Source organism: Ilyobacter polytropus DSM 2926 (assembly GCF_000165505.1).
Lineage (GTDB): Bacteria > Fusobacteriota > Fusobacteriia > Fusobacteriales > Fusobacteriaceae > Ilyobacter > Ilyobacter polytropus.
In genome coordinates this window covers 1,854,310-1,875,645 of record NC_014632.1, presented here as the reverse complement: position 1 = coordinate 1,875,645, position 21,336 = coordinate 1,854,310, and the positions used below count along the sequence as shown (strand labels likewise).

19 protein-coding genes are annotated in these 21,336 nt (G+C 36.4%); all 19 read left to right on the top strand.

What is annotated here, in order from left to right; genetic code table 11:
* The first annotated feature begins 344 nt into the window (after nt 1–344).
* Nucleotides 345–1,064 (top strand): MIP/aquaporin family protein, encoded by a 720-nt coding sequence (locus ILYOP_RS08780; protein WP_013388182.1) that lies wholly within the window; start codon nt 345–347, stop codon nt 1,062–1,064.
* A 137-nt stretch (nt 1,065–1,201) separates the two neighbouring features.
* Nucleotides 1,202–2,713: a glycerol kinase GlpK gene (gene glpK, locus ILYOP_RS08775; RefSeq protein WP_013388179.1), complete on the top strand. Its 1,512-nt coding sequence runs from the start codon at nt 1,202–1,204 to the stop codon at nt 2,711–2,713.
* Nucleotides 2,714–2,952: 239 nt separating this feature from the next.
* Nucleotides 2,953–4,380: an NAD(P)/FAD-dependent oxidoreductase gene (locus ILYOP_RS08770; protein ID WP_013388178.1), complete on the top strand. Its 1,428-nt coding sequence runs from the start codon at nt 2,953–2,955 to the stop codon at nt 4,378–4,380.
* 14 nt (nt 4,381–4,394) lie between these two features.
* Nucleotides 4,395–5,654, top strand: coding sequence for an NAD(P)/FAD-dependent oxidoreductase (locus ILYOP_RS08765; RefSeq protein ID WP_013388177.1), 1,260 nt, complete (start codon nt 4,395–4,397; stop codon nt 5,652–5,654).
* Between the two features lie 22 nt (nt 5,655–5,676).
* Nucleotides 5,677–6,024 (top strand): DUF1667 domain-containing protein, encoded by a 348-nt coding sequence (locus ILYOP_RS08760; RefSeq protein ID WP_013388176.1) that lies wholly within the window; start codon nt 5,677–5,679, stop codon nt 6,022–6,024.
* 261 nt (nt 6,025–6,285) lie between these two features.
* Nucleotides 6,286–6,633, top strand: coding sequence for a DUF1667 domain-containing protein (locus ILYOP_RS08755; protein WP_013388181.1), 348 nt, complete (start codon nt 6,286–6,288; stop codon nt 6,631–6,633).
* Nucleotides 6,634–6,690: 57 nt separating this feature from the next.
* Entirely contained in the window at nt 6,691–7,410 is a 720-nt protein-coding gene (locus ILYOP_RS08750; RefSeq protein ID WP_013388180.1) for an MIP/aquaporin family protein, read from the top strand.
* A 40-nt stretch (nt 7,411–7,450) separates the two neighbouring features.
* Nucleotides 7,451–8,962 carry a glycerol kinase GlpK gene (gene glpK / locus ILYOP_RS08745; RefSeq protein WP_013388179.1) on the top strand — a complete coding sequence of 504 codons (1,512 nt, stop codon included), beginning with the start codon at nt 7,451–7,453 and terminating at the stop codon, nt 8,960–8,962.
* 239 nt (nt 8,963–9,201) lie between these two features.
* Nucleotides 9,202–10,629 carry an NAD(P)/FAD-dependent oxidoreductase gene (locus ILYOP_RS08740; protein ID WP_013388178.1) on the top strand — a complete coding sequence of 476 codons (1,428 nt, stop codon included), beginning with the start codon at nt 9,202–9,204 and terminating at the stop codon, nt 10,627–10,629.
* 14 nt (nt 10,630–10,643) lie between these two features.
* Nucleotides 10,644–11,903 (top strand): NAD(P)/FAD-dependent oxidoreductase, encoded by a 1,260-nt coding sequence (locus ILYOP_RS08735; RefSeq protein ID WP_013388177.1) that lies wholly within the window; start codon nt 10,644–10,646, stop codon nt 11,901–11,903.
* Nucleotides 11,904–11,925: 22 nt separating this feature from the next.
* Nucleotides 11,926–12,273 (top strand): DUF1667 domain-containing protein, encoded by a 348-nt coding sequence (locus tag ILYOP_RS08730; RefSeq protein ID WP_013388176.1) that lies wholly within the window; start codon nt 11,926–11,928, stop codon nt 12,271–12,273.
* 325 nt (nt 12,274–12,598) lie between these two features.
* The gene (gene ptsP / locus ILYOP_RS08725; protein ID WP_041921032.1) at nt 12,599–14,323 is read left to right on the top strand and encodes a phosphoenolpyruvate--protein phosphotransferase; all 1,725 of its coding nucleotides are present in this window, start codon (nt 12,599–12,601) and stop codon (nt 14,321–14,323) included.
* Nucleotides 14,324–14,344: 21 nt separating this feature from the next.
* On the top strand, nt 14,345–14,614 hold the full coding sequence (locus ILYOP_RS08720) for an HPr family phosphocarrier protein (protein WP_013388174.1): 270 nt from the start codon (nt 14,345–14,347) through the stop codon (nt 14,612–14,614).
* A 9-nt stretch (nt 14,615–14,623) separates the two neighbouring features.
* The gene (ispH, locus tag ILYOP_RS08715; RefSeq protein ID WP_013388173.1) at nt 14,624–15,493 is read left to right on the top strand and encodes a 4-hydroxy-3-methylbut-2-enyl diphosphate reductase; all 870 of its coding nucleotides are present in this window, start codon (nt 14,624–14,626) and stop codon (nt 15,491–15,493) included.
* A complete protein-coding gene (locus ILYOP_RS08710) occupies nt 15,486–17,096 on the top strand; it encodes a S1 RNA-binding domain-containing protein (protein ID WP_013388172.1) in 1,611 nt (536 codons plus the stop codon). Before ispH ends, ILYOP_RS08710 begins: the two co-directional genes overlap by 8 nt.
* 290 nt (nt 17,097–17,386) lie before the next feature.
* Nucleotides 17,387–18,535, top strand: coding sequence for a betaine/proline/choline family ABC transporter ATP-binding protein (locus ILYOP_RS08705; protein ID WP_013388171.1), 1,149 nt, complete (start codon nt 17,387–17,389; stop codon nt 18,533–18,535).
* 3 nt (nt 18,536–18,538) lie between these two features.
* On the top strand, nt 18,539–19,186 hold the full coding sequence (locus tag ILYOP_RS08700) for an ABC transporter permease (RefSeq protein WP_013388170.1): 648 nt from the start codon (nt 18,539–18,541) through the stop codon (nt 19,184–19,186).
* An 86-nt stretch (nt 19,187–19,272) separates the two neighbouring features.
* Nucleotides 19,273–20,163 (top strand): glycine betaine ABC transporter substrate-binding protein, encoded by an 891-nt coding sequence (locus ILYOP_RS08695; protein WP_013388169.1) that lies wholly within the window; start codon nt 19,273–19,275, stop codon nt 20,161–20,163.
* Between the two features lie 90 nt (nt 20,164–20,253).
* Entirely contained in the window at nt 20,254–21,147 is an 894-nt protein-coding gene (locus ILYOP_RS08690) for a glycine betaine ABC transporter substrate-binding protein (protein WP_013388168.1), read from the top strand.
* Nucleotides 21,148–21,336 lie beyond the last annotated feature (189 nt).

Genomic DNA, 21,336 nt, shown 5'->3' with positions numbered 1-21,336 from the left:
AAATTATATTATTTTCTATTTTTGATCGAATAGAGAGATACCAGGGGTTGCAGTCTAGAAGATATATAAGAAATCAAAGTGAAAAAAATATTTTTAACTTGTTTCATTGACAATAGCAGCAAAGTGTAATAACATAAAAGTGTAAGGAATGACCACATTATGACTAAAAAAAGATCTAAAGCTTTTTAAAAGTGGACATTTAATTTTTTTGGAATTGGAATTTTAAAATAATATATGTAGTAGGAGAATGGAGAAACTACAAGAGGACGGCACTTTGGGTGTCTGAATTTTTGTGGTTTTTTTATTTGTAAAAATGCATATAAAAAAACAGGAGGAGTGATGAAATGGGAGTTTATTTAGCAGAGTTTATAGGTACGATGATCCTGATATTACTTGGTAACGGAGTGGTTGCAAATGTGGTTCTAAACAAGAGTAAGGGTAACAACAGTGGTTGGATAGTTATCACAGCAGGATGGGGATTTGCAGTGGCAGTGGCAGTATACGTGACAGGATGGGTAAGTGGAGCTCACATCAATCCTGCGGTGACAGTAGCACTTGCAACTATAGGTGCATTTGACTGGGGAATGGTTCCTGGATATATAGCGGCTCAGGTAGCCGGGGCATTTACTGGAGGAGTACTTGTATATCTGACATATAAACAACATTATGACGAAACAGAAGATGCAGACGGTAAACTTGCTACTTTTTCTACAGGTCCTGCAATAAGCGGAGCTAAATGGAATGCAACAACTGAGATAATCGGTTCTGCTATGCTGGTTATGGGTGTATTAGGAATAACAAACGGAAATAACAATGTAGGACCTATGGCTGCCTTACTTGTAGGTATACTTGTATGGTCACTTGGTCTAAGTCTTGGAGGACCGACAGGATACGCTATAAACCCAGCAAGAGATTTGGGACCTAGAATAGCTCATGCATTACTTCCTATAAAAGGAAAGAGAGATTCTGACTGGGCTTATGCATGGATTCCTGTAGTGGCTCCTATTGTAGGAGGAATTATAGGGGCACAGTTATATGCGGCCTGCTTAGCTGTTTGGAGTTAATCTGATATTTTAAAGATAAAAATAAAGGTTTTAAAGATATAAAGAGGTTCATTATCAAATTATTTACGGTGTTTTTATATTAACATTTGATAATTCGGCTGATTTTTACATCAAAAAATTCTGGGAGGTCAAGTTAAATGGATAAAAAGTACGTAATCGCATTGGATCAAGGGACAACAAGCTCAAGGGCAATAGTGTTTGATAAAGACGGAAATGAAGTAGGAGTATCTCAAAAGGAGTTTACTCAGATATATCCAAAGGCAGGATGGGTAGAACATGATCCAATGGAAATATGGGCAAGCCAGAGTTCAGTTGTAACAGAGGTAATAGCTAAGACTGGAATAACAAATGACGAGATAGCAGCTCTAGGAATAACAAATCAAAGAGAAACAACTATTGTATGGGATAAAAATACCGGGAAACCTGTATATAATGCAATTGTCTGGCAGTGCAGAAGAACTGCAAATATATGTGATGAATTGAAATCAAGAGGTTTAGAAGAGTACGTAAGACATAATACAGGTCTTGTAATAGATGCCTATTTCTCCGGAACTAAAGTTAAGTGGATTCTCGACAACGTAGAGGGTGCGAGAGAAAAAGCTGAAAAAGGAGATTTACTTTTCGGAACTGTAGATACATGGCTTATCTGGAAACTGACTAACGGAAAAGTTCACGTAACAGATTATACAAATGCCTCAAGAACTATGTTATTTAACATAAGAGATCTTAAGTGGGATGAAAAGATGTTAGAAGAGCTCAACATACCAAAATCTATGCTTCCTGAAGTGAAAAATTCCAGTGAAGTATATGGTCAGGCTAACCTCGGAGGAGTAGGAGGAACAGGCGGAATAAGAGTACCAATCGCAGGAGCTGCAGGAGATCAGCAGTCGGCATTATTTGGACAGGCTTGTTTTGAAAAGGGAGAAGCTAAAAATACATATGGTACTGGATGTTTCCTTCTTATGAATACAGGGGAAAACGCAGTAGAGTCTAAAAACGGACTTCTAACAACAATAGCAATAGGTATAGACAACAAGGTAGAATATGCCTTAGAGGGAAGTGTATTTGTAGGAGGAGCCTCTGTACAATGGCTTAGAGATGAACTCAGACTTATAAATGACGCAGCAGACACAGAGTATTTTGCCAAGAAGGTAAAGGACAGTAACGGTGTATATGTAGTACCTGCCTTTGTAGGTCTAGGATCACCATACTGGGATATGTATGCCAGAGGAACAATAGTTGGTCTTACAAGAGGGGCTAACAGAAATCACATAATCAGAGCAACTCTAGAATCTGTAGCTTATCAATCTAGAGACCTTATAGACGCAATGGAAGATGACTCTAACATTAAACTAGCGGCTCTGAAAGTAGACGGAGGAGCAGTAAAGAATAACTTCTTAATGCAGTTCCAATCAGACATACTAGGAACAGACGTGCTAAGACCAATGGTAACTGAGACAACAGCCTTAGGAGCAGCTTATCTGGCTGGACTTGCTGTTGGATTCTGGAAAAGTAAAGAAGAGATAAGAAACAGATGGCAGGTTGAAACTAAGTTTGATCCGGCTATAGGTGAAGAACGTAAAGAGAAATTGTACAAAGGATGGAAAAAGGCTGTAGAAAGATCAATGGCCTGGGAAGAAAAAGAATAGTCTAAACAGAACTTGGTTTTTATGCCTTAGGAAATTTAAAGATAAAAAAACATTGACTGTGAGCAAAAGAATAGTATAATATAAAAAAGAACATAATAAAGGCAAGAGAGATTATGAGAGCCAAGTATGCAGGGGTACCATTGTACCTTCCTGTTTACTTGGCATTTTTTATTGATCTGGTATTCTTTCTTAGATAAAGATCCTTGAATGTAGTTATTTATTAGGGAGGTAGAAGAGATATGTATGATGTTGCGATAATTGGGGCTGGGGTTATAGGTGCTTCTGTTGCTAGGGAGCTTTCTAAATATGACCTGAATGTAGTAGTTATAGAAAAAGAAAATGATGTGTCGAACGGAACAACAAAGGCAAATTCTGCGATTGTACATGCTGGATATGATGCTCATGAGGGAACACTTATGGCAAAATACAACGCTCTTGGAAATGCCATGTTTGATAAAATATGCGATGAGCTGTCTGTTCCTTTTGAGAGATGCGGATCTTTGGTTCTTGCCTTTTCTGAAGAGGAAAGAGAACACTTAGATTTACTGTATAAAAGAGGAATCGTAAATAATATACCTGAAATGGAATTATTAGAAAAAGATGAGATAAAAAAGCTAGAACCAAACATAAGTGATGAGGTAGTAGCAGCTCTTCACGCTAAAACAGCAGGGATTGTAGGACCTTGGGAACTGACTATAGCGATGCTTGAAAATGCAGCAGAAAATGGTGTGAATATAGAATTAAATCAAGACGTTGTTGATATAGAAAAGCTAGAAACAGGATACAGAATAATAACTCAAGAAAGAAACTTTGAGGCAAAGGTAGTAATAAATGCTTCTGGAGTTTATGCAGATAAAATCCACAACATGGTATCTGAAGAAACTTTTAAGATAAAACCTAGAAGAGGTCAGTACTTTGTAATGGATAAGACACAGGGAGAACTTGTAGGGCAGGTAATATTCCAGTGTCCAACAGAACTTGGAAAAGGAATACTGGTAACTCCTACAGTTCACGGGAACCTATTGTTAGGACCTGACGCGCAGGATATGGATGACAGAGATGATATCTCTACAACTACAGAACAACTTGAATTTGTAAAGGAGCATGCAGTAAAATCTGTTCCTGGAATTCACTTCAGAGAGTCAATAAGAAGTTTTGCAGGGCTTAGAGCTGAAGGAGACAGGGGAGACTTCATAATAGAGGAAGCACCTGGTGCGCCACTATTCTTTGATGTGGCCGGTATAAAATCTCCAGGACTTTCTGCGGCGCCTGCTATTGGACTTGACGTTGCTAAGATGGCGGTAGAAAAATTAGGAGAAGTAAAAGAAAAATCAGACTTCAATCCTAAAAGAGAGCAGATAATATTTATGGAACTAAATGCAGAAGAGAAAAAAGAACTGATAAAAGAAAATCCACAGTATGGAAGAGTAATATGCAGATGTGAGAATATAACTGAGGGTGAAATAGTAAGCTCTATTCATAGAAAAGTAGGAGCAAGAACTGTAGACGGAGTTAAGAAGAGATGCAGACCTGGTATGGGAAGATGTCAGGGAGGATTCTGCGGTCCGAGAGTTCAAGAGATATTGGCAAGAGAACTGAATGTAAGCTTGGAAGAAGTTGTTTTGGATAAGAAGAACTCTTACATCCTAACAGGGGAAACGAAATAGGGAGGTATTATATAATGAAACGTGAGCTTGTAGTTATAGGAGGAGGACCAGCTGGTCTTGCAGCGGCAATAGAGGCAAAGAATAACGGAGTAAAAGATATATTGGTAATAGAGAGAGATAAAGAATTAGGCGGAATTTTACAGCAGTGTATTCATAATGGTTTCGGACTTCATGAATTTAAAGAGGAACTTACAGGACCTGAATATGCCCAGAGATTCATAAATCAAATGATGGAACTAGGGATAGAATATAAACTAGATACTATGGTACTGCATATGGATAACAGTAAAAAGCTTCAACTGATAAATACTGTAGACGGATATATGGAAGTTGAGGCTGAAGCTATAATAATGGCCATGGGATGCAGAGAGAGAACAAGAGGAGCGATCTCTATACCTGGAGACAGACCTGCAGGAGTATTTACAGCAGGAGCCGCTCAGAGATTCATAAACATGGAAGGTTACATGGTAGGTAAAAAAGTAGTAATCTTGGGATCGGGAGATATAGGTCTAATAATGGCCAGAAGAATGACTCTAGAAGGTGCTAAGGTAGAGGCAGTGGTTGAACTTATGCCTTTCTCAGGAGGACTTACAAGAAATATAGTACAGTGTCTAGAGGACTATGACATACCACTTTTACTTAGCCACACTGTAACAAATATAAAGGGAAAAGAGAGAGTCGAGGGGATAACTGTAGCTAAGGTAGATGCCAACAGAAGACCTATTCCTGGAACTGAGATAAATTATGATTGTGACACTCTTTTACTTTCAGTGGGACTAATACCTGAAAATGAACTTTCTAGAACTGCAAAAATAGATATAGATCAGAGAACTTCGGGACCTATTGTAAATGAACTAATGGAAACAAGTGTTCCAGGAATATTTGCATGCGGAAACGTAGTACACGTACATGACCTTGTAGACTTTGTGAGCGCAGAATCTAGAAGAGCAGGAAAAGCTGCCGCAAAATATATAAGCGGAAATGTAAAACAGAGTGATGTATACAAAAAAGTTAAGGCTGACTTTGGAGTTAGTTATACTGTTCCACAGAAAATCAGACTTGAAAATATAGATGATAAATTAGAAATATTTATGAGAGTAAATAATGTCTACAGAGATGTAAAATTAGAGGTAAAAGACGGAGATCAGACTCTTGTATCCCTCACTAAAAAACATCTTGCTCCAGGAGAGATGGAGAAAATAATATTACCTAAAAAAATACTTGATAAAATAATCGGAGACGAATTAAAGGTATCAATAGCTGAAGTTAAGTAAGGAAAAGGAAGGTGAATATTTGATGAAAAAAGAATTGATTTGTATAGTGTGTCCTATGGGATGTCACTTGGAAGTAGATGTAGAAAATGATTATAAAGTGACAGGGAATCTATGTCCTAGAGGAGAAAAATATGGATTTGTAGAGCTTACAGCACCTACAAGAGTAATAACTTCTACGATAAAGATAACAGACGGACTGCATAACAGAGTTCCTGTAAAAACAGACGGAGCAATACCAAAGGAACTAAATGTAAAATGCATGGAACTGATAAACAGTATATCAGCAAAGGGACCGGTAAAAATGGGTGATGTAATAGCTGAGGATATTTTTGGAACAGGTGTAAATCTTGTAATCACCCGTAACATGTAGTAAAAAAAATAAAATTATTAAAGCAGAGGGTATTGATCCTCTGCTTTTTTTTATGGATGTAATGAATTAAAATGTAGCTGATTTATAAAGAATAAAAAAAAACAAATAAAAAAAATGAAAAATTGTGAAAGTGTAGAAAGAATAAATCGTGAATGATATTTGACTGAAATAAAAACTTAATGATTTATAAGTGGACAATAAATTTTTAATTAGAAAATAATATTTAAATTTTGACACGACTGTTATAAGGAGGTTGGAGTAATGATAAGAGAAATGGTGTGCATAGTATGCCCTATAGGGTGTCATATGACAATTGATGACAGTGATGGAATTAAAGTCAGTGGAAACAAGTGTCCTAGAGGTGAAATATATGCAAAAGAGGAGCTGACTGCACCGAAGAGAATTATAACTTCTACAATAAAAGTAAAAGGAGGCATTCATAAAGTTGTTCCTGTAAAAACAGATGGTGGGATACCGAAAGAGCTTAATTTTGAATGCATGAAGATAATAAGCGAGTTGGAAGTGGAGGCTCCAGTGAAAATGGGGGATATAGTTGTGGAAAATATCCTGGGTAGTGGGGTAAACCTTGTCATAACACGGGATATGTAGCTAAGAATATAATTTTATAAATTGTTTAAAATACAATAAAAAAGGAGGAACAGAAAAATGGGGGTTTATTTAGCAGAGTTTATAGGTACGATGATCCTGGTATTACTTGGTAACGGAGTGGTTGCAAATGTGGTTCTGAACAAGAGTAAGGGTAACGACAGTGGATGGATAGTTATAACGACTGGTTGGGGTTTTGCAGTTGCAATAGCGGTATATGTAACAGGATGGGTAAGCGGAGCTCACATAAATCCGGCGGTTACTATTGGATTGGCTTCTGTGGGAGCTTTTGACTGGGGGATGGTTCCTGGATATATAGTGGCTCAGGTGGCCGGGGCATTCACCGGAGCGATTCTTGTATATCTCACATATAAACAGCATTATGATGAGACAGAGGATGCTGGAGGTAAACTTGCTACGTTTTCTACGGGTCCTGCTATAAGAGGAGCCAAATGGAATTTTATAACTGAAGTAATAGGAACAGCTATGCTTGTTTTGGGAGTTATGGGGATAACAAACGGAAATAACAATGTAGGACCTATGGCTGCCTTACTTGTAGGTATACTTGTATGGTCACTTGGTCTAAGTCTTGGAGGACCTACAGGATATGCTATAAACCCAGCAAGAGATTTGGGACCTAGAATAGCTCATGCGTTACTTCCTATAAAAGGAAAGGGAGATTCTGACTGGGGATATGCATGGGTTCCAATAGTGGCTCCTATTGTGGGAGGAGTTATAGGGGCAAATATATATATGATATGTTTAAGTGTTTGGAGTTAAGTTGATTTTTATATAAAAAAATTCTGGGAGGTCAAGTTAAATGGATAAAAAGTACGTAATCGCATTGGATCAAGGGACAACAAGCTCAAGGGCAATAGTGTTTGATAAAGACGGAAATGAAGTAGGAGTATCTCAAAAGGAGTTTACTCAGATATATCCAAAGGCAGGATGGGTAGAACATGATCCAATGGAAATATGGGCAAGCCAGAGTTCAGTTGTAACAGAGGTAATAGCTAAGACTGGAATAACAAATGACGAGATAGCAGCTCTAGGAATAACAAATCAAAGAGAGACAACTATTGTATGGGATAAAAATACCGGGAAACCTGTATATAATGCAATTGTCTGGCAGTGCAGAAGAACTGCAAATATATGTGATGAATTGAAATCAAGAGGTTTAGAAGAGTACGTAAGACATAATACAGGTCTTGTAATAGATGCCTATTTCTCCGGAACTAAAGTTAAGTGGATTCTCGACAACGTAGAGGGTGCGAGAGAAAAAGCTGAAAAAGGAGATTTACTTTTCGGAACTGTAGATACATGGCTTATCTGGAAACTGACTAACGGAAAAGTTCACGTAACAGATTATACAAATGCCTCAAGAACTATGTTATTTAACATAAGAGATCTTAAGTGGGATGAAAAGATGTTAGAAGAGCTCAACATACCAAAATCTATGCTTCCTGAAGTGAAAAATTCCAGTGAAGTATATGGTCAGGCTAACCTCGGAGGAGTAGGAGGAACAGGCGGAATAAGAGTACCAATCGCAGGAGCTGCAGGAGATCAGCAGTCGGCATTATTTGGACAGGCTTGTTTTGAAAAGGGAGAAGCTAAAAATACATATGGTACTGGATGTTTCCTTCTTATGAATACAGGGGAAAACGCAGTAGAGTCTAAAAACGGACTTCTAACAACAATAGCAATAGGTATAGACAACAAGGTAGAATATGCCTTAGAGGGAAGTGTATTTGTAGGAGGAGCCTCTGTACAATGGCTTAGAGATGAACTCAGACTTATAAATGACGCAGCAGACACAGAGTATTTTGCCAAGAAGGTAAAGGACAGTAACGGTGTATATGTAGTACCTGCCTTTGTAGGTCTAGGATCACCATACTGGGATATGTATGCCAGAGGAACAATAGTTGGTCTTACAAGAGGGGCTAACAGAAATCACATAATCAGAGCAACTCTAGAATCTGTAGCTTATCAATCTAGAGACCTTATAGACGCAATGGAAGATGACTCTAACATTAAACTAGCGGCTCTGAAAGTAGACGGAGGAGCAGTAAAGAATAACTTCTTAATGCAGTTCCAATCAGACATACTAGGAACAGACGTGCTAAGACCAATGGTAACTGAGACAACAGCCTTAGGAGCAGCTTATCTGGCTGGACTTGCTGTTGGATTCTGGAAAAGTAAAGAAGAGATAAGAAACAGATGGCAGGTTGAAACTAAGTTTGATCCGGCTATAGGTGAAGAACGTAAAGAGAAATTGTACAAAGGATGGAAAAAGGCTGTAGAAAGATCAATGGCCTGGGAAGAAAAAGAATAGTCTAAACAGAACTTGGTTTTTATGCCTTAGGAAATTTAAAGATAAAAAAACATTGACTGTGAGCAAAAGAATAGTATAATATAAAAAAGAACATAATAAAGGCAAGAGAGATTATGAGAGCCAAGTATGCAGGGGTACCATTGTACCTTCCTGTTTACTTGGCATTTTTTATTGATCTGGTATTCTTTCTTAGATAAAGATCCTTGAATGTAGTTATTTATTAGGGAGGTAGAAGAGATATGTATGATGTTGCGATAATTGGGGCTGGGGTTATAGGTGCTTCTGTTGCTAGGGAGCTTTCTAAATATGACCTGAATGTAGTAGTTATAGAAAAAGAAAATGATGTGTCGAACGGAACAACAAAGGCAAATTCTGCGATTGTACATGCTGGATATGATGCTCATGAGGGAACACTTATGGCAAAATACAACGCTCTTGGAAATGCCATGTTTGATAAAATATGCGATGAGCTGTCTGTTCCTTTTGAGAGATGCGGATCTTTGGTTCTTGCCTTTTCTGAAGAGGAAAGAGAACACTTAGATTTACTGTATAAAAGAGGAATCGTAAATAATATACCTGAAATGGAATTATTAGAAAAAGATGAGATAAAAAAGCTAGAACCAAACATAAGTGATGAGGTAGTAGCAGCTCTTCACGCTAAAACAGCAGGGATTGTAGGACCTTGGGAACTGACTATAGCGATGCTTGAAAATGCAGCAGAAAATGGTGTGAATATAGAATTAAATCAAGACGTTGTTGATATAGAAAAGCTAGAAACAGGATACAGAATAATAACTCAAGAAAGAAACTTTGAGGCAAAGGTAGTAATAAATGCTTCTGGAGTTTATGCAGATAAAATCCACAACATGGTATCTGAAGAAACTTTTAAGATAAAACCTAGAAGAGGTCAGTACTTTGTAATGGATAAGACACAGGGAGAACTTGTAGGGCAGGTAATATTCCAGTGTCCAACAGAACTTGGAAAAGGAATACTGGTAACTCCTACAGTTCACGGGAACCTATTGTTAGGACCTGACGCGCAGGATATGGATGACAGAGATGATATCTCTACAACTACAGAACAACTTGAATTTGTAAAGGAGCATGCAGTAAAATCTGTTCCTGGAATTCACTTCAGAGAGTCAATAAGAAGTTTTGCAGGGCTTAGAGCTGAAGGAGACAGGGGAGACTTCATAATAGAGGAAGCACCTGGTGCGCCACTATTCTTTGATGTGGCCGGTATAAAATCTCCAGGACTTTCTGCGGCGCCTGCTATTGGACTTGACGTTGCTAAGATGGCGGTAGAAAAATTAGGAGAAGTAAAAGAAAAATCAGACTTCAATCCTAAAAGAGAGCAGATAATATTTATGGAACTAAATGCAGAAGAGAAAAAAGAACTGATAAAAGAAAATCCACAGTATGGAAGAGTAATATGCAGATGTGAGAATATAACTGAGGGTGAAATAGTAAGCTCTATTCATAGAAAAGTAGGAGCAAGAACTGTAGACGGAGTTAAGAAGAGATGCAGACCTGGTATGGGAAGATGTCAGGGAGGATTCTGCGGTCCGAGAGTTCAAGAGATATTGGCAAGAGAACTGAATGTAAGCTTGGAAGAAGTTGTTTTGGATAAGAAGAACTCTTACATCCTAACAGGGGAAACGAAATAGGGAGGTATTATATAATGAAACGTGAGCTTGTAGTTATAGGAGGAGGACCAGCTGGTCTTGCAGCGGCAATAGAGGCAAAGAATAACGGAGTAAAAGATATATTGGTAATAGAGAGAGATAAAGAATTAGGCGGAATTTTACAGCAGTGTATTCATAATGGTTTCGGACTTCATGAATTTAAAGAGGAACTTACAGGACCTGAATATGCCCAGAGATTCATAAATCAAATGATGGAACTAGGGATAGAATATAAACTAGATACTATGGTACTGCATATGGATAACAGTAAAAAGCTTCAACTGATAAATACTGTAGACGGATATATGGAAGTTGAGGCTGAAGCTATAATAATGGCCATGGGATGCAGAGAGAGAACAAGAGGAGCGATCTCTATACCTGGAGACAGACCTGCAGGAGTATTTACAGCAGGAGCCGCTCAGAGATTCATAAACATGGAAGGTTACATGGTAGGTAAAAAAGTAGTAATCTTGGGATCGGGAGATATAGGTCTAATAATGGCCAGAAGAATGACTCTAGAAGGTGCTAAGGTAGAGGCAGTGGTTGAACTTATGCCTTTCTCAGGAGGACTTACAAGAAATATAGTACAGTGTCTAGAGGACTATGACATACCACTTTTACTTAGCCACACTGTAACAAATATAAAGGGAAAAGAGAGAGTCGAGGGGATAACTGTAGCTAAGGTAGATGCCAACAGAAGACCTATTCCTGGAACTGAGATAAATTATGATTGTGACACTCTTTTACTTTCAGTGGGACTAATACCTGAAAATGAACTTTCTAGAACTGCAAAAATAGATATAGATCAGAGAACTTCGGGACCTATTGTAAATGAACTAATGGAAACAAGTGTTCCAGGAATATTTGCATGCGGAAACGTAGTACACGTACATGACCTTGTAGACTTTGTGAGCGCAGAATCTAGAAGAGCAGGAAAAGCTGCCGCAAAATATATAAGCGGAAATGTAAAACAGAGTGATGTATACAAAAAAGTTAAGGCTGACTTTGGAGTTAGTTATACTGTTCCACAGAAAATCAGACTTGAAAATATAGATGATAAATTAGAAATATTTATGAGAGTAAATAATGTCTACAGAGATGTAAAATTAGAGGTAAAAGACGGAGATCAGACTCTTGTATCCCTCACTAAAAAACATCTTGCTCCAGGAGAGATGGAGAAAATAATATTACCTAAAAAAATACTTGATAAAATAATCGGAGACGAATTAAAGGTATCAATAGCTGAAGTTAAGTAAGGAAAAGGAAGGTGAATATTTGATGAAAAAAGAATTGATTTGTATAGTGTGTCCTATGGGATGTCACTTGGAAGTAGATGTAGAAAATGATTATAAAGTGACAGGGAATCTATGTCCTAGAGGAGAAAAATATGGATTTGTAGAGCTTACAGCACCTACAAGAGTAATAACTTCTACGATAAAGATAACAGACGGACTGCATAACAGAGTTCCTGTAAAAACAGACGGAGCAATACCAAAGGAACTAAATGTAAAATGCATGGAACTGATAAACAGTATATCAGCAAAGGGACCGGTAAAAATGGGTGATGTAATAGCTGAGGATATTTTTGGAACAGGTGTAAATCTTGTAATCACCCGTAACATGTAGTAAAAAAAATAAAATTATTAAAGCAGAGGGTGTTAATCCTCTGCTTTTTTAGAGATAAAAAGGTTTTAGACAGAAAAGAGAAATTATAGAAAAAAATGTCTTGAAAAGGGTATTTGGATAAAAAAATAGCCCTATAAAAGAGGGATAAAAAAAATTGTTATCCTGTAAAAAGTACAGTTTGTTTGCAGGCCATTGAAAATAAAGTGCTAAAAAGGTTAGTTTGTACTTGGATTTGTACATTAAAGAGATTCAAATAAATTGAAAATTACTTTAAAATAGGATATAATGTATTTAAGTGATTATGCTTAATGAAGGGGTTATGTCCATGGAAAGGCTAGAAGGAAAATCTATATTTGAAGGGATTGTAATAGGACAGCCTTACTTGAGAAAAAAGAAAAAGGTTGACGTTACAGAGTATAAAATAGACGAAGACAAAGTTGATGAAGAGATCAACAGATTTAAGTTCGCCCTCAAGGAGACGAAACAGGAGATAAAGTTTCTCATAGAATCTCTAAAGGGGAGAATAAATAGTGATGAGCTTAAAATTTTAAATGTGCATTTGATGATTCTAGATGACCCTGTACTTTTATCAGAGATAAACACCCGTATAACATCGGATCTGATAAATGTGGAAAAAATATTGGAAAGTGTAATTGAAAAATATGTGGACATGTTTAATCAATTGAATGATCCTGTGTATAGGCAAAGAGGTCTAGATATACAAGATGTAGGTGAAAAGCTTATAAGGAACCTCCTAAGTGAAGAAGGGGAATTAGAGGATATAGAAGGTAAAATTTTAATAACAAAAGAACTTTTTCCAACAGAATTGCTAAAAATACATCACTTTGATATAAATATTCTAGGTATAATAACTGAATATGGTGGAGAGACATCCCATGTGGCAATCTTGGCTAAGGCTTTGGGAATCCCAACTTTGATGGGTGTTAAAAGTATAATGCAGAGAGAGTGGGACGGTAAAATAATACTTGATACCAGAAAATCAAGCTCTTGTGTTATAATAGATGCGACAGACAAGGTCTTTGAAGGTTATGAAAATGAACAGGAAGAGCTTTACAAGAAGGTCTGTGAACTTGAAAAATTAATAGAACTTCCTGCTGAGACTTTGGACGGCGGGAAATTAGATCTGAGTATAAACGTTGGCGGAGATCTGGATATGCTGGATCTGAAAAAGAAAAACCCCGACGGAATAGGTCTTTTTAGGTCGGAATTTATATACATGGATTCTGAATTTTTTCCAAGTGAAACTAAACAGATGGAAATATATGAAAAAGTCTATAATGATCTAGGTGGAGACAGACCTGTAATAATAAGGACTCTAGATATAGGTGCAGATAAACATCTATCCTACTATGAGATGAACGATGAGGAAAACCCATTTCTAGGGCTTAGAGGTCTAAGGTTTACTTTATCCCATAAAAGTATATTTAAAGAGCAACTAAAGGCGATACTGAGGGTAGCTTACGGAAAAAATATCAAGATAATGTATCCTATGGTGACAAATCTATGGGAGATAGAAGAAGCTGATAAAATTCTACAAGAGGTCAAGAATGAATTGAAGGCTGCAAAAGTAGATTATAAAGATGATATAGAGGTAGGGATAATGATAGAGGTTCCTTCTGCTGCACTTTTGGCAGATGTTTTTGGAGAAAAGGTAGACTTCTTTAGTATAGGAACCAATGACCTGACGCAGTATATACTCGCTGCAGACAGGCTGAGTGACGATGTAGCTCATATCTATGACTGCTATGACCCTGCAGTACTAAGGGCAATAAATATGGTGGCAGAAGCCGGGATAAGACACGGGAAAAAAGTAAGTGTCTGCGGTGAGATGGCTGGAGATCCTATGGCTATAATAGCATTTATGAGTTTTGGAATTAAGGATTTGAGTATGCTCGCTTCTTTTTTACCAAGGGCGAAACACTTGATAAGAAACAGCGATATGAATGATATAAGAAAATTAAAGAATAAAATATTATCCTGTAGGGATTCGAATGAAGTAAAAGATTTGTTAAAAAATTATGTGATGTGATATATTTAGGAGGACCACTTTATGAAGAGTATAGAGGTACAGATTAAAAACAAGGCCGGACTTCATGCTAGACCTTCCTCTCTTTTTGTTCAGACTGCTAGCGAATTTGATTCAGATGTAACAGTAAAATGTGATGATGAAGAGGTTAATGGTAAAAGTATAATGGGTCTTATGCTTTTGGCTGCAGAGCAAGGGAGAACTCTAGTTCTCGAGGCTGACGGAGAAGATGAAAATCATTTGTTGGAAGCACTGAGAGATCTCATAGAAGTCAAAAAATTCAATGAGGAGTAATCGGCAGATATGGAAGTAATAAGAGCTGAAAAAATGGGTTTTTGTTTTGGAGTAAGAGAAGCTGTAGAACTTTCAGAGGCTCTCTCTAGAAAAGAAAAAAACAAAAGGATTTTTATGCTTGGAATGCTAGTGCACAATGAACACGTAATAGAAGACCTGAGAAATAAAGGCATAGAAATACTAGAAGAAGAAACACTCCTTAAAAATGAGGATGATCTTAAAGAGGGTGATATTGTAATAATAAGAGCCCATGGAACAATAAAGGAAATTTATGATAGACTGGAAGAAAAAAAAGTAGAAGTACATGATGCAGCATGTTCCTTTGTTACTGAGATAAGAAATACCCTTGTTGAAATGGAAAAAAAAGGTTATGATATTATCTTTATTGGTGACAAGAATCATCCTGAAGTTAAGGGAATAATATCTTTTGGAGAAAGAGTCTATATTTTTAAGGATTTAAATGAACTTATAGATTCTGGAATTGATAAAAACGGCAAATATGCCGTATTGACTCAGACTACTTTGAATAAAAATAATTTTGAAAAAGTAAGGGAGTACATCAATAATTATTTCCCTAATGCAGAGATATTTAACAAGATATGTGGAGCCACTTTTGTAAGGCAGAAAGCTGCTGAAAAACTTGCAGGCGAGGTAGATTTGGTGCTTGTAATAGGAGGAAAGAGGAGCTCTAACACAAGAAAATTATATGATATATCAAAGGGTATAAACTCTAACACCTACCTGATCCAGGAGGCGAAAGATATATGCACGGACTGGCTTGTCGGAATTGAAAAGATAGGTATAACAGCCGGTGCATCAACACCAGAAGAAATAATAATAAAAATAGAAAATAAATTAAGGGGGATTATTGATGTTTGATAATAACAATGCTTACGACGAGTTTGAGGCACTACTAAACGACTACCTGCCAGATGAAGAGGAAACAGGTAAAAAAGTTAAAGGAATACTTTCTCAGGTAGACAGAAACTATACTTATCTTGATGTAGTAGGCCAAGCCACAGCTGTGAGAGTAAGAACCGAGGAATTAGAAGGATACGAAGAGGGAGACGAAGTTGAGATTCTTCTAATGGGAGAGACGAAAGACGGAGATTTTCTGATTGGTTCTAGAAGAAAAATAGATATGGAAGAAAACTGGGAAAAACTTGTAAAAGCCTTTGAAAATAAAGATATAGTAAAAGGTAAAATAGCTAAAAGAGTAAAGGGTGGATATGTTGTAAATATACTTTTCCAACAGGCTTTCCTTCCTAATTCTCTATCTGAAATACCTATGAAGGACGGAGACAAATTCGTAGGCAGCGATATAGAGGTAATGATTAAAGATGTAAAAGAAGATAGAAGAGGAAAGAAGATCCTAGTTTCCAAAAAAGATATCCGTCTAAAGGAACAAGGGGAGTTTTTCAACAAACTTAATCTTGGGGATGTAATGGAAGTAGAAGTTAAAAACATCCTAGACTTTGGAATATCTGTAAGAGTAGGAAAATCAAATGGATTTATCCACATCTCAGAATTATCTTGGGGTAAAGTAGATAAGATATCTGATATATATAAAACTGGAGATAAGCTTCAGGCTAAAATAATATCTTTAGATAAAGAAAAGAAATCATTAAAATTATCTGTAAAACAGTTGACTCAAGATCCTTGGGTAACTGCAGATGAAAAATATCCAGTTGGAACTGAAATAGAAGGAAAGGTAACTAAATTAGTTTCTTTCGGAGCTTTTGTTGAACTAGAAGAAGGTGTAGAAGGACTTGTGCATCTTTCTGATTTCACATGGAACAAAAAGAAGATAAATGTTTCTGAATTTGTAAAAGTCGGAGACATAGTAAAGGTTAAAGTTATAGAAATGGATAAACCTGCTAAGAGACTAAAGTTTGGTATCAAGCAGCTTTCTGAGAATCCTTGGGATACAGCAGAATCTAAATACGGAGAGGGAAGTATTGTAAAAGGTAAAGTTGTAGAGATAAAACCTTTCGGAATATTCGCACAGTTAGAAGACGGAATAGATGCATTTATCCATCAATCTGATTTCTCTTGGGAAAAAACTCAGCCTAGATACGAGATCGGGGATGAAGTGGAGCTTAAAGTACTGTCTTTTGATGCAAGTGAGAAAAAAATAAAAGGTGGAATAAAGCAGCTTGTAAAGAGTCCTTGGGACAGCTTGATCGAAAATTACAAGGTTGGAGATATAGTAGACAGAAAAATAACAAGCATAACTGATTTTGGACTTTTTGTGGAAATGGAAAAAGGTGTAGACGGGATGATCCATGCTTCTCAAGCATCTAAGGATTTCATAAAAAACCTTAGCGACAGATTTGAAGTGGGAGAAGAGGTAAAGGCTGAAATCATCGAGATAGATACTGGAAAGAAAAGAGTAAAACTATCTATAAAAAAAGCTGAAATAGCTGATGAAAAGAAAGAAACTCAAGAACTTATAGAAAAGTACGGAACAGTAGGAGAGTAATTAAAAGACCTGGAAACAGGTCTTTTTTTTATCTATAAATATATCAGAAATATAAAAAGGAAAAATCTGTTATTTGCAGAATTGTATTAGGCGAGTATTTACTATTAAGATACCAAACAGTTTTTAAAAGAGGTAAAATTAAAGAGAAAATCTATTTTTTTGTTAGAAAATGGGGTGTAAAATACTTAATTTGAATTTTGAAATACGTTTTTCAAAATAATGTTGACTTTGTTTTGAAAAAGTGTTATTATTAAATTGAAATATGTCAAATGAGAGGTGGAAAATATAACATGATAGAATTGAAAAATGTAACGAAAAGTTTCGATGGAAAAAATAAAGTGGTAGACAATCTTAATTTAAAAATCGAAAAGGGAGAATTTGTAGTTTTGATCGGAGAAAGTGGATGTGGTAAAACAACAACCATGAAAATGATCAATCTCTTGGAAAAACCCACAAAAGGAGAGATCCTTATAGACGGAGAAAGTGTAAAAAGTAAGGATGTAAAAGACCTGAGAAGAAATATAGGTTATGTTATCCAAAAGGTGGGATTGTTTCCCCACATGACTATAGGGGAGAATATAGAACTTGTACCTACCCTTAATAAGTGGTCAAAAGAGGATAAAAAAGAGAGAGCGATTGAGCTTCTAGAACTTATGGATCTTCCAGGAGAAGATTTTTATGACAGATATCCAAGTGAGTTAAGTGGAGGTCAACAGCAGAGAATAGGTATAGCAAGGGCTTTGGCTGTAAACCCTGACATAATTCTTATGGATGAGCCTTTTAGTGCTCTAGACCCAATAACCAGAGAAAAACTTCAAGACGAGATGATGAAGCTTCAGGATGAGTTAGGAAAGACAATTGTCTTTGTAACTCATGACATGGATGAGGCTTTGAAGCTTGCAGATAAGATAGCGGTAATCAAAGACGGAAAGGTCATTCAATTTGATACTCCAGAGGAAATTCTGAAAAATCCTAAGGATGAATTCGTAGAATACTTCCTAGGAAAAGACAGAATGTGGAAAACTCCTGAGATGCTTCTTGCAAGGGATATAATGAAGAAAAAGTTTGGTAAAATCGGAATTAACGGAAGTCCGGCAAGAGCTATTGAGATAATGAAAGACAGAGAGATAAATACTCTTATAGTAGTTGATAAAGAGGGTGTAAACAGACAAAAGCCCGTTGGAGTAGTAACAAGAAATATGATAATGAAAAACACGTTACACAGTATAAAAATGAAAGATATAATGGAATCGAGTAATGATTTCATGGTGCATGAAAATACAAATATGGTAGAAGTGCTAAACATAATGTCAAAAATAAATTTTAGATCAATACCAATAGTTAATGATGAGGGATTCTTAGTTGGAGCAGTTACTCCAGTGAGTCTGCTAAACGTTATTACTGAGATATCGCCAACTATTGAGGGAGGGGAGCTGTAAGATATGAATAAATTAGGTTTTTTTGAATTTTTAAAATATAGAAGTGCGGATATTTTTAAATTGACGGGGCAACATATAAGGATAACAGGAATTGCGGTTTTACTGGCAGTTATTGTAGGTGTGCCTCTAGGTATTTACATAACAAAAAATAAAAAAGTTTCCTCTGCTGTCTTAAATACTGCCAATGTATTTCAGACACTGCCGAGTTTGGCGTTATTTGGTCTTATAATACCGATAATGGGTATAGGGTTTAAACCTGCTATATTTGTACTCTTTCTCTATGCATTACTTCCGATTATAAAAAATACTTATATAGGAATAAACAGTATAGAACCTTCTATAATAGAAGCAGGAAAGGGAATGGGTATGACAAAGTCTCAGATACTTACAATGGTAGAAATACCTCTGGCTCTTCCTATTATAATGGGTGGTATAAGAATATCTACAGTAATCAATATAGGTACTGCAACGATAGCAGCACTTATCGGAGCAGGAGGATTGGGAGACTTTATATTTAAGGGTATATCTATGAGTAACAACAACATGATACTTGCAGGAGCTGTTCCTACAGCACTGCTAGCCATATCAATTGATTTTATACTGGGTATTTTAGAAAACAAACTTACTCCTCTTGGGGTAAAGAGTGCTTAATTAAAGTTTAGAATTGGGAATAAGAGTAAATAAATGATTTTTATTTTTAAAGCCGATCTATTTTTTAAAAAATTTTGGGGGGCAAAATGAGTAAATTAGTTAGAAATATTTTAATAGTAGCCGCAATAGTTGTATTTTCTGCTTGTGGTAAAAAAGAGGCTGAGGTTGAAACAATTAAGATTGGTCATAAAAACTTTACTGAAGAAAGGATACTTGGACAGATATTTTCAGTTATGATTGAGAATCATACTGATTATAAGACCGATGTAAAAGAATTAGGTGGAACAAAGATTTGTTTTGAAGCGGTAAAAAACGGAGATATAGATCTTTATCCTGAGTATAGCGGGACGGCTTACGCAGCTATTCTAGGTAAAAGTGGACTAACAGATCCTGATGAAGTTTATAGGTTGGCAAAAGAGGGACTGAAAGCAGAGTACGATTTAGATTATTTAAATACATTAAATTTTAATAATACGTATACTTTGGCAGTAAGACCTGAAACGGCTGAAAAGTATAATCTGAAAACATTTTCAGATATAGAAAAAGTTTCTGGTGAACTGGTAATCGGAGCAACTATGGAATTTCTAGAAAGAGAAGATGGAATCTTAGGTCTGAAAAAAGCGTTTCCGAGTATGGAGTTTAAAGAGCAAAAACCTCTTGATGGAGGACTCCGTTATACTGCTATAAAAGAGCTTAAGATAGATGTTACAGATGCCTTCTCTACAGATGGGAAACTTTTAGAGTACAACTTGGTAATACTAGAAGACGATAAAAACGTCTTTCTGCCAGCTTATGTGGCACCAATTTTAAACGGTAAATTTGCAGAGGCTTACCCAGATGTAGTGGAAGTTCTAGAAAAGCTTTCTGGTCAGATCAATGAGGCAGAGATACAGAAAATGAATTACAGAGCTGATGAGCAGGGAATTCCTACAAGAGTTGTGGCAGAAGAATTCTTAAAGGAAAAAGGATTTATATAAGATTTTAGTTTGTTGATTTTTAGGTCAGAGTAAATGTATAGCGGGAGTGATCATAAATTTTATTTTTATAAAAAAAGAGGGAGGAACAAAATGATTAAATTAGTAAGAACTATTTTGCTTATGGCTGCAATAGTTGTATTTGCTGCTTGTGGTAAAAAAGAGGCTGAGGTAGAGACAATCGTTATAGGGCACAAAAACTATACTGAGGCAAGGGTGCTAGGTCAGCTTTTCGCAGTTATGATCGAGGACAATACTGGTTATAACACCGATGTAAGAGAACTCGGGGGAACACAGATTGCATATGAAGCTTTGAAAACTGGGGATATCAGTCTTTATCCAGAATATTCCGGAACAGTATACGGAGCACTTTTAGGTGAAAGTGGAATGAAGGACCCAGATGAGGTATATAACCATGTAAAGGAAAAACTAAAAGAGAATGACAACTTAGATTTTCTAAATCCATTAGGTTACAACAATACTTACACTTTGGCAGTAAGACCTGAAACTGCTGAAAAATATAATTTGAAAACTTTTTCTGATATAGCAGAAAATGCAGGAGATCTAGTAATAGGAGCTACAATGGAATTCCTTGAAAGAGAAGATGGTATGCTAGGGCTTAAAAAAACTTATCCTGGTATGGAGTTTAAAGATGAAAAAGGTCTTGACGGTGGACTTCGTTATACGGCTATAAAAGACGGTAAAACTGATGTTGCCGATGCGTTCTCTACAGACGGGAAACTGATCACATATAACCTTGTTATATTAGAAGATGACAAGAATTTCTTCCCTCCTTATTATGTAGCACCATTATTAAATGGGGAATTTGCAGCCAGTCATCCTGAGGTTGTAGCAGCTCTTGAAAAACTAGCGGGTCAGATCAGCGAAGACGAGATGCAGCAGTTAAACTACAGAGCTGATGAAGAGGGGCTTCCTGCTAGAGTAGTTGCAGAGGAATTTTTGAAGGAAAGAGGACTTATAAAATAATCTTAAATTGAATTTCAAATTTATTTTTGCAGAGCATCGGAGACATAAATTGTTCCGATGCTTTGATTTTAAATGACAGATGTTTTGTTGTCTACAACTTTAATATAGTTGTAGATAGCTGAGCAGCGGTAGAGAAAGTAGAAAAGAATGGTGTAATAATAAAATTCAGTATTACTTTAACTTAAATTA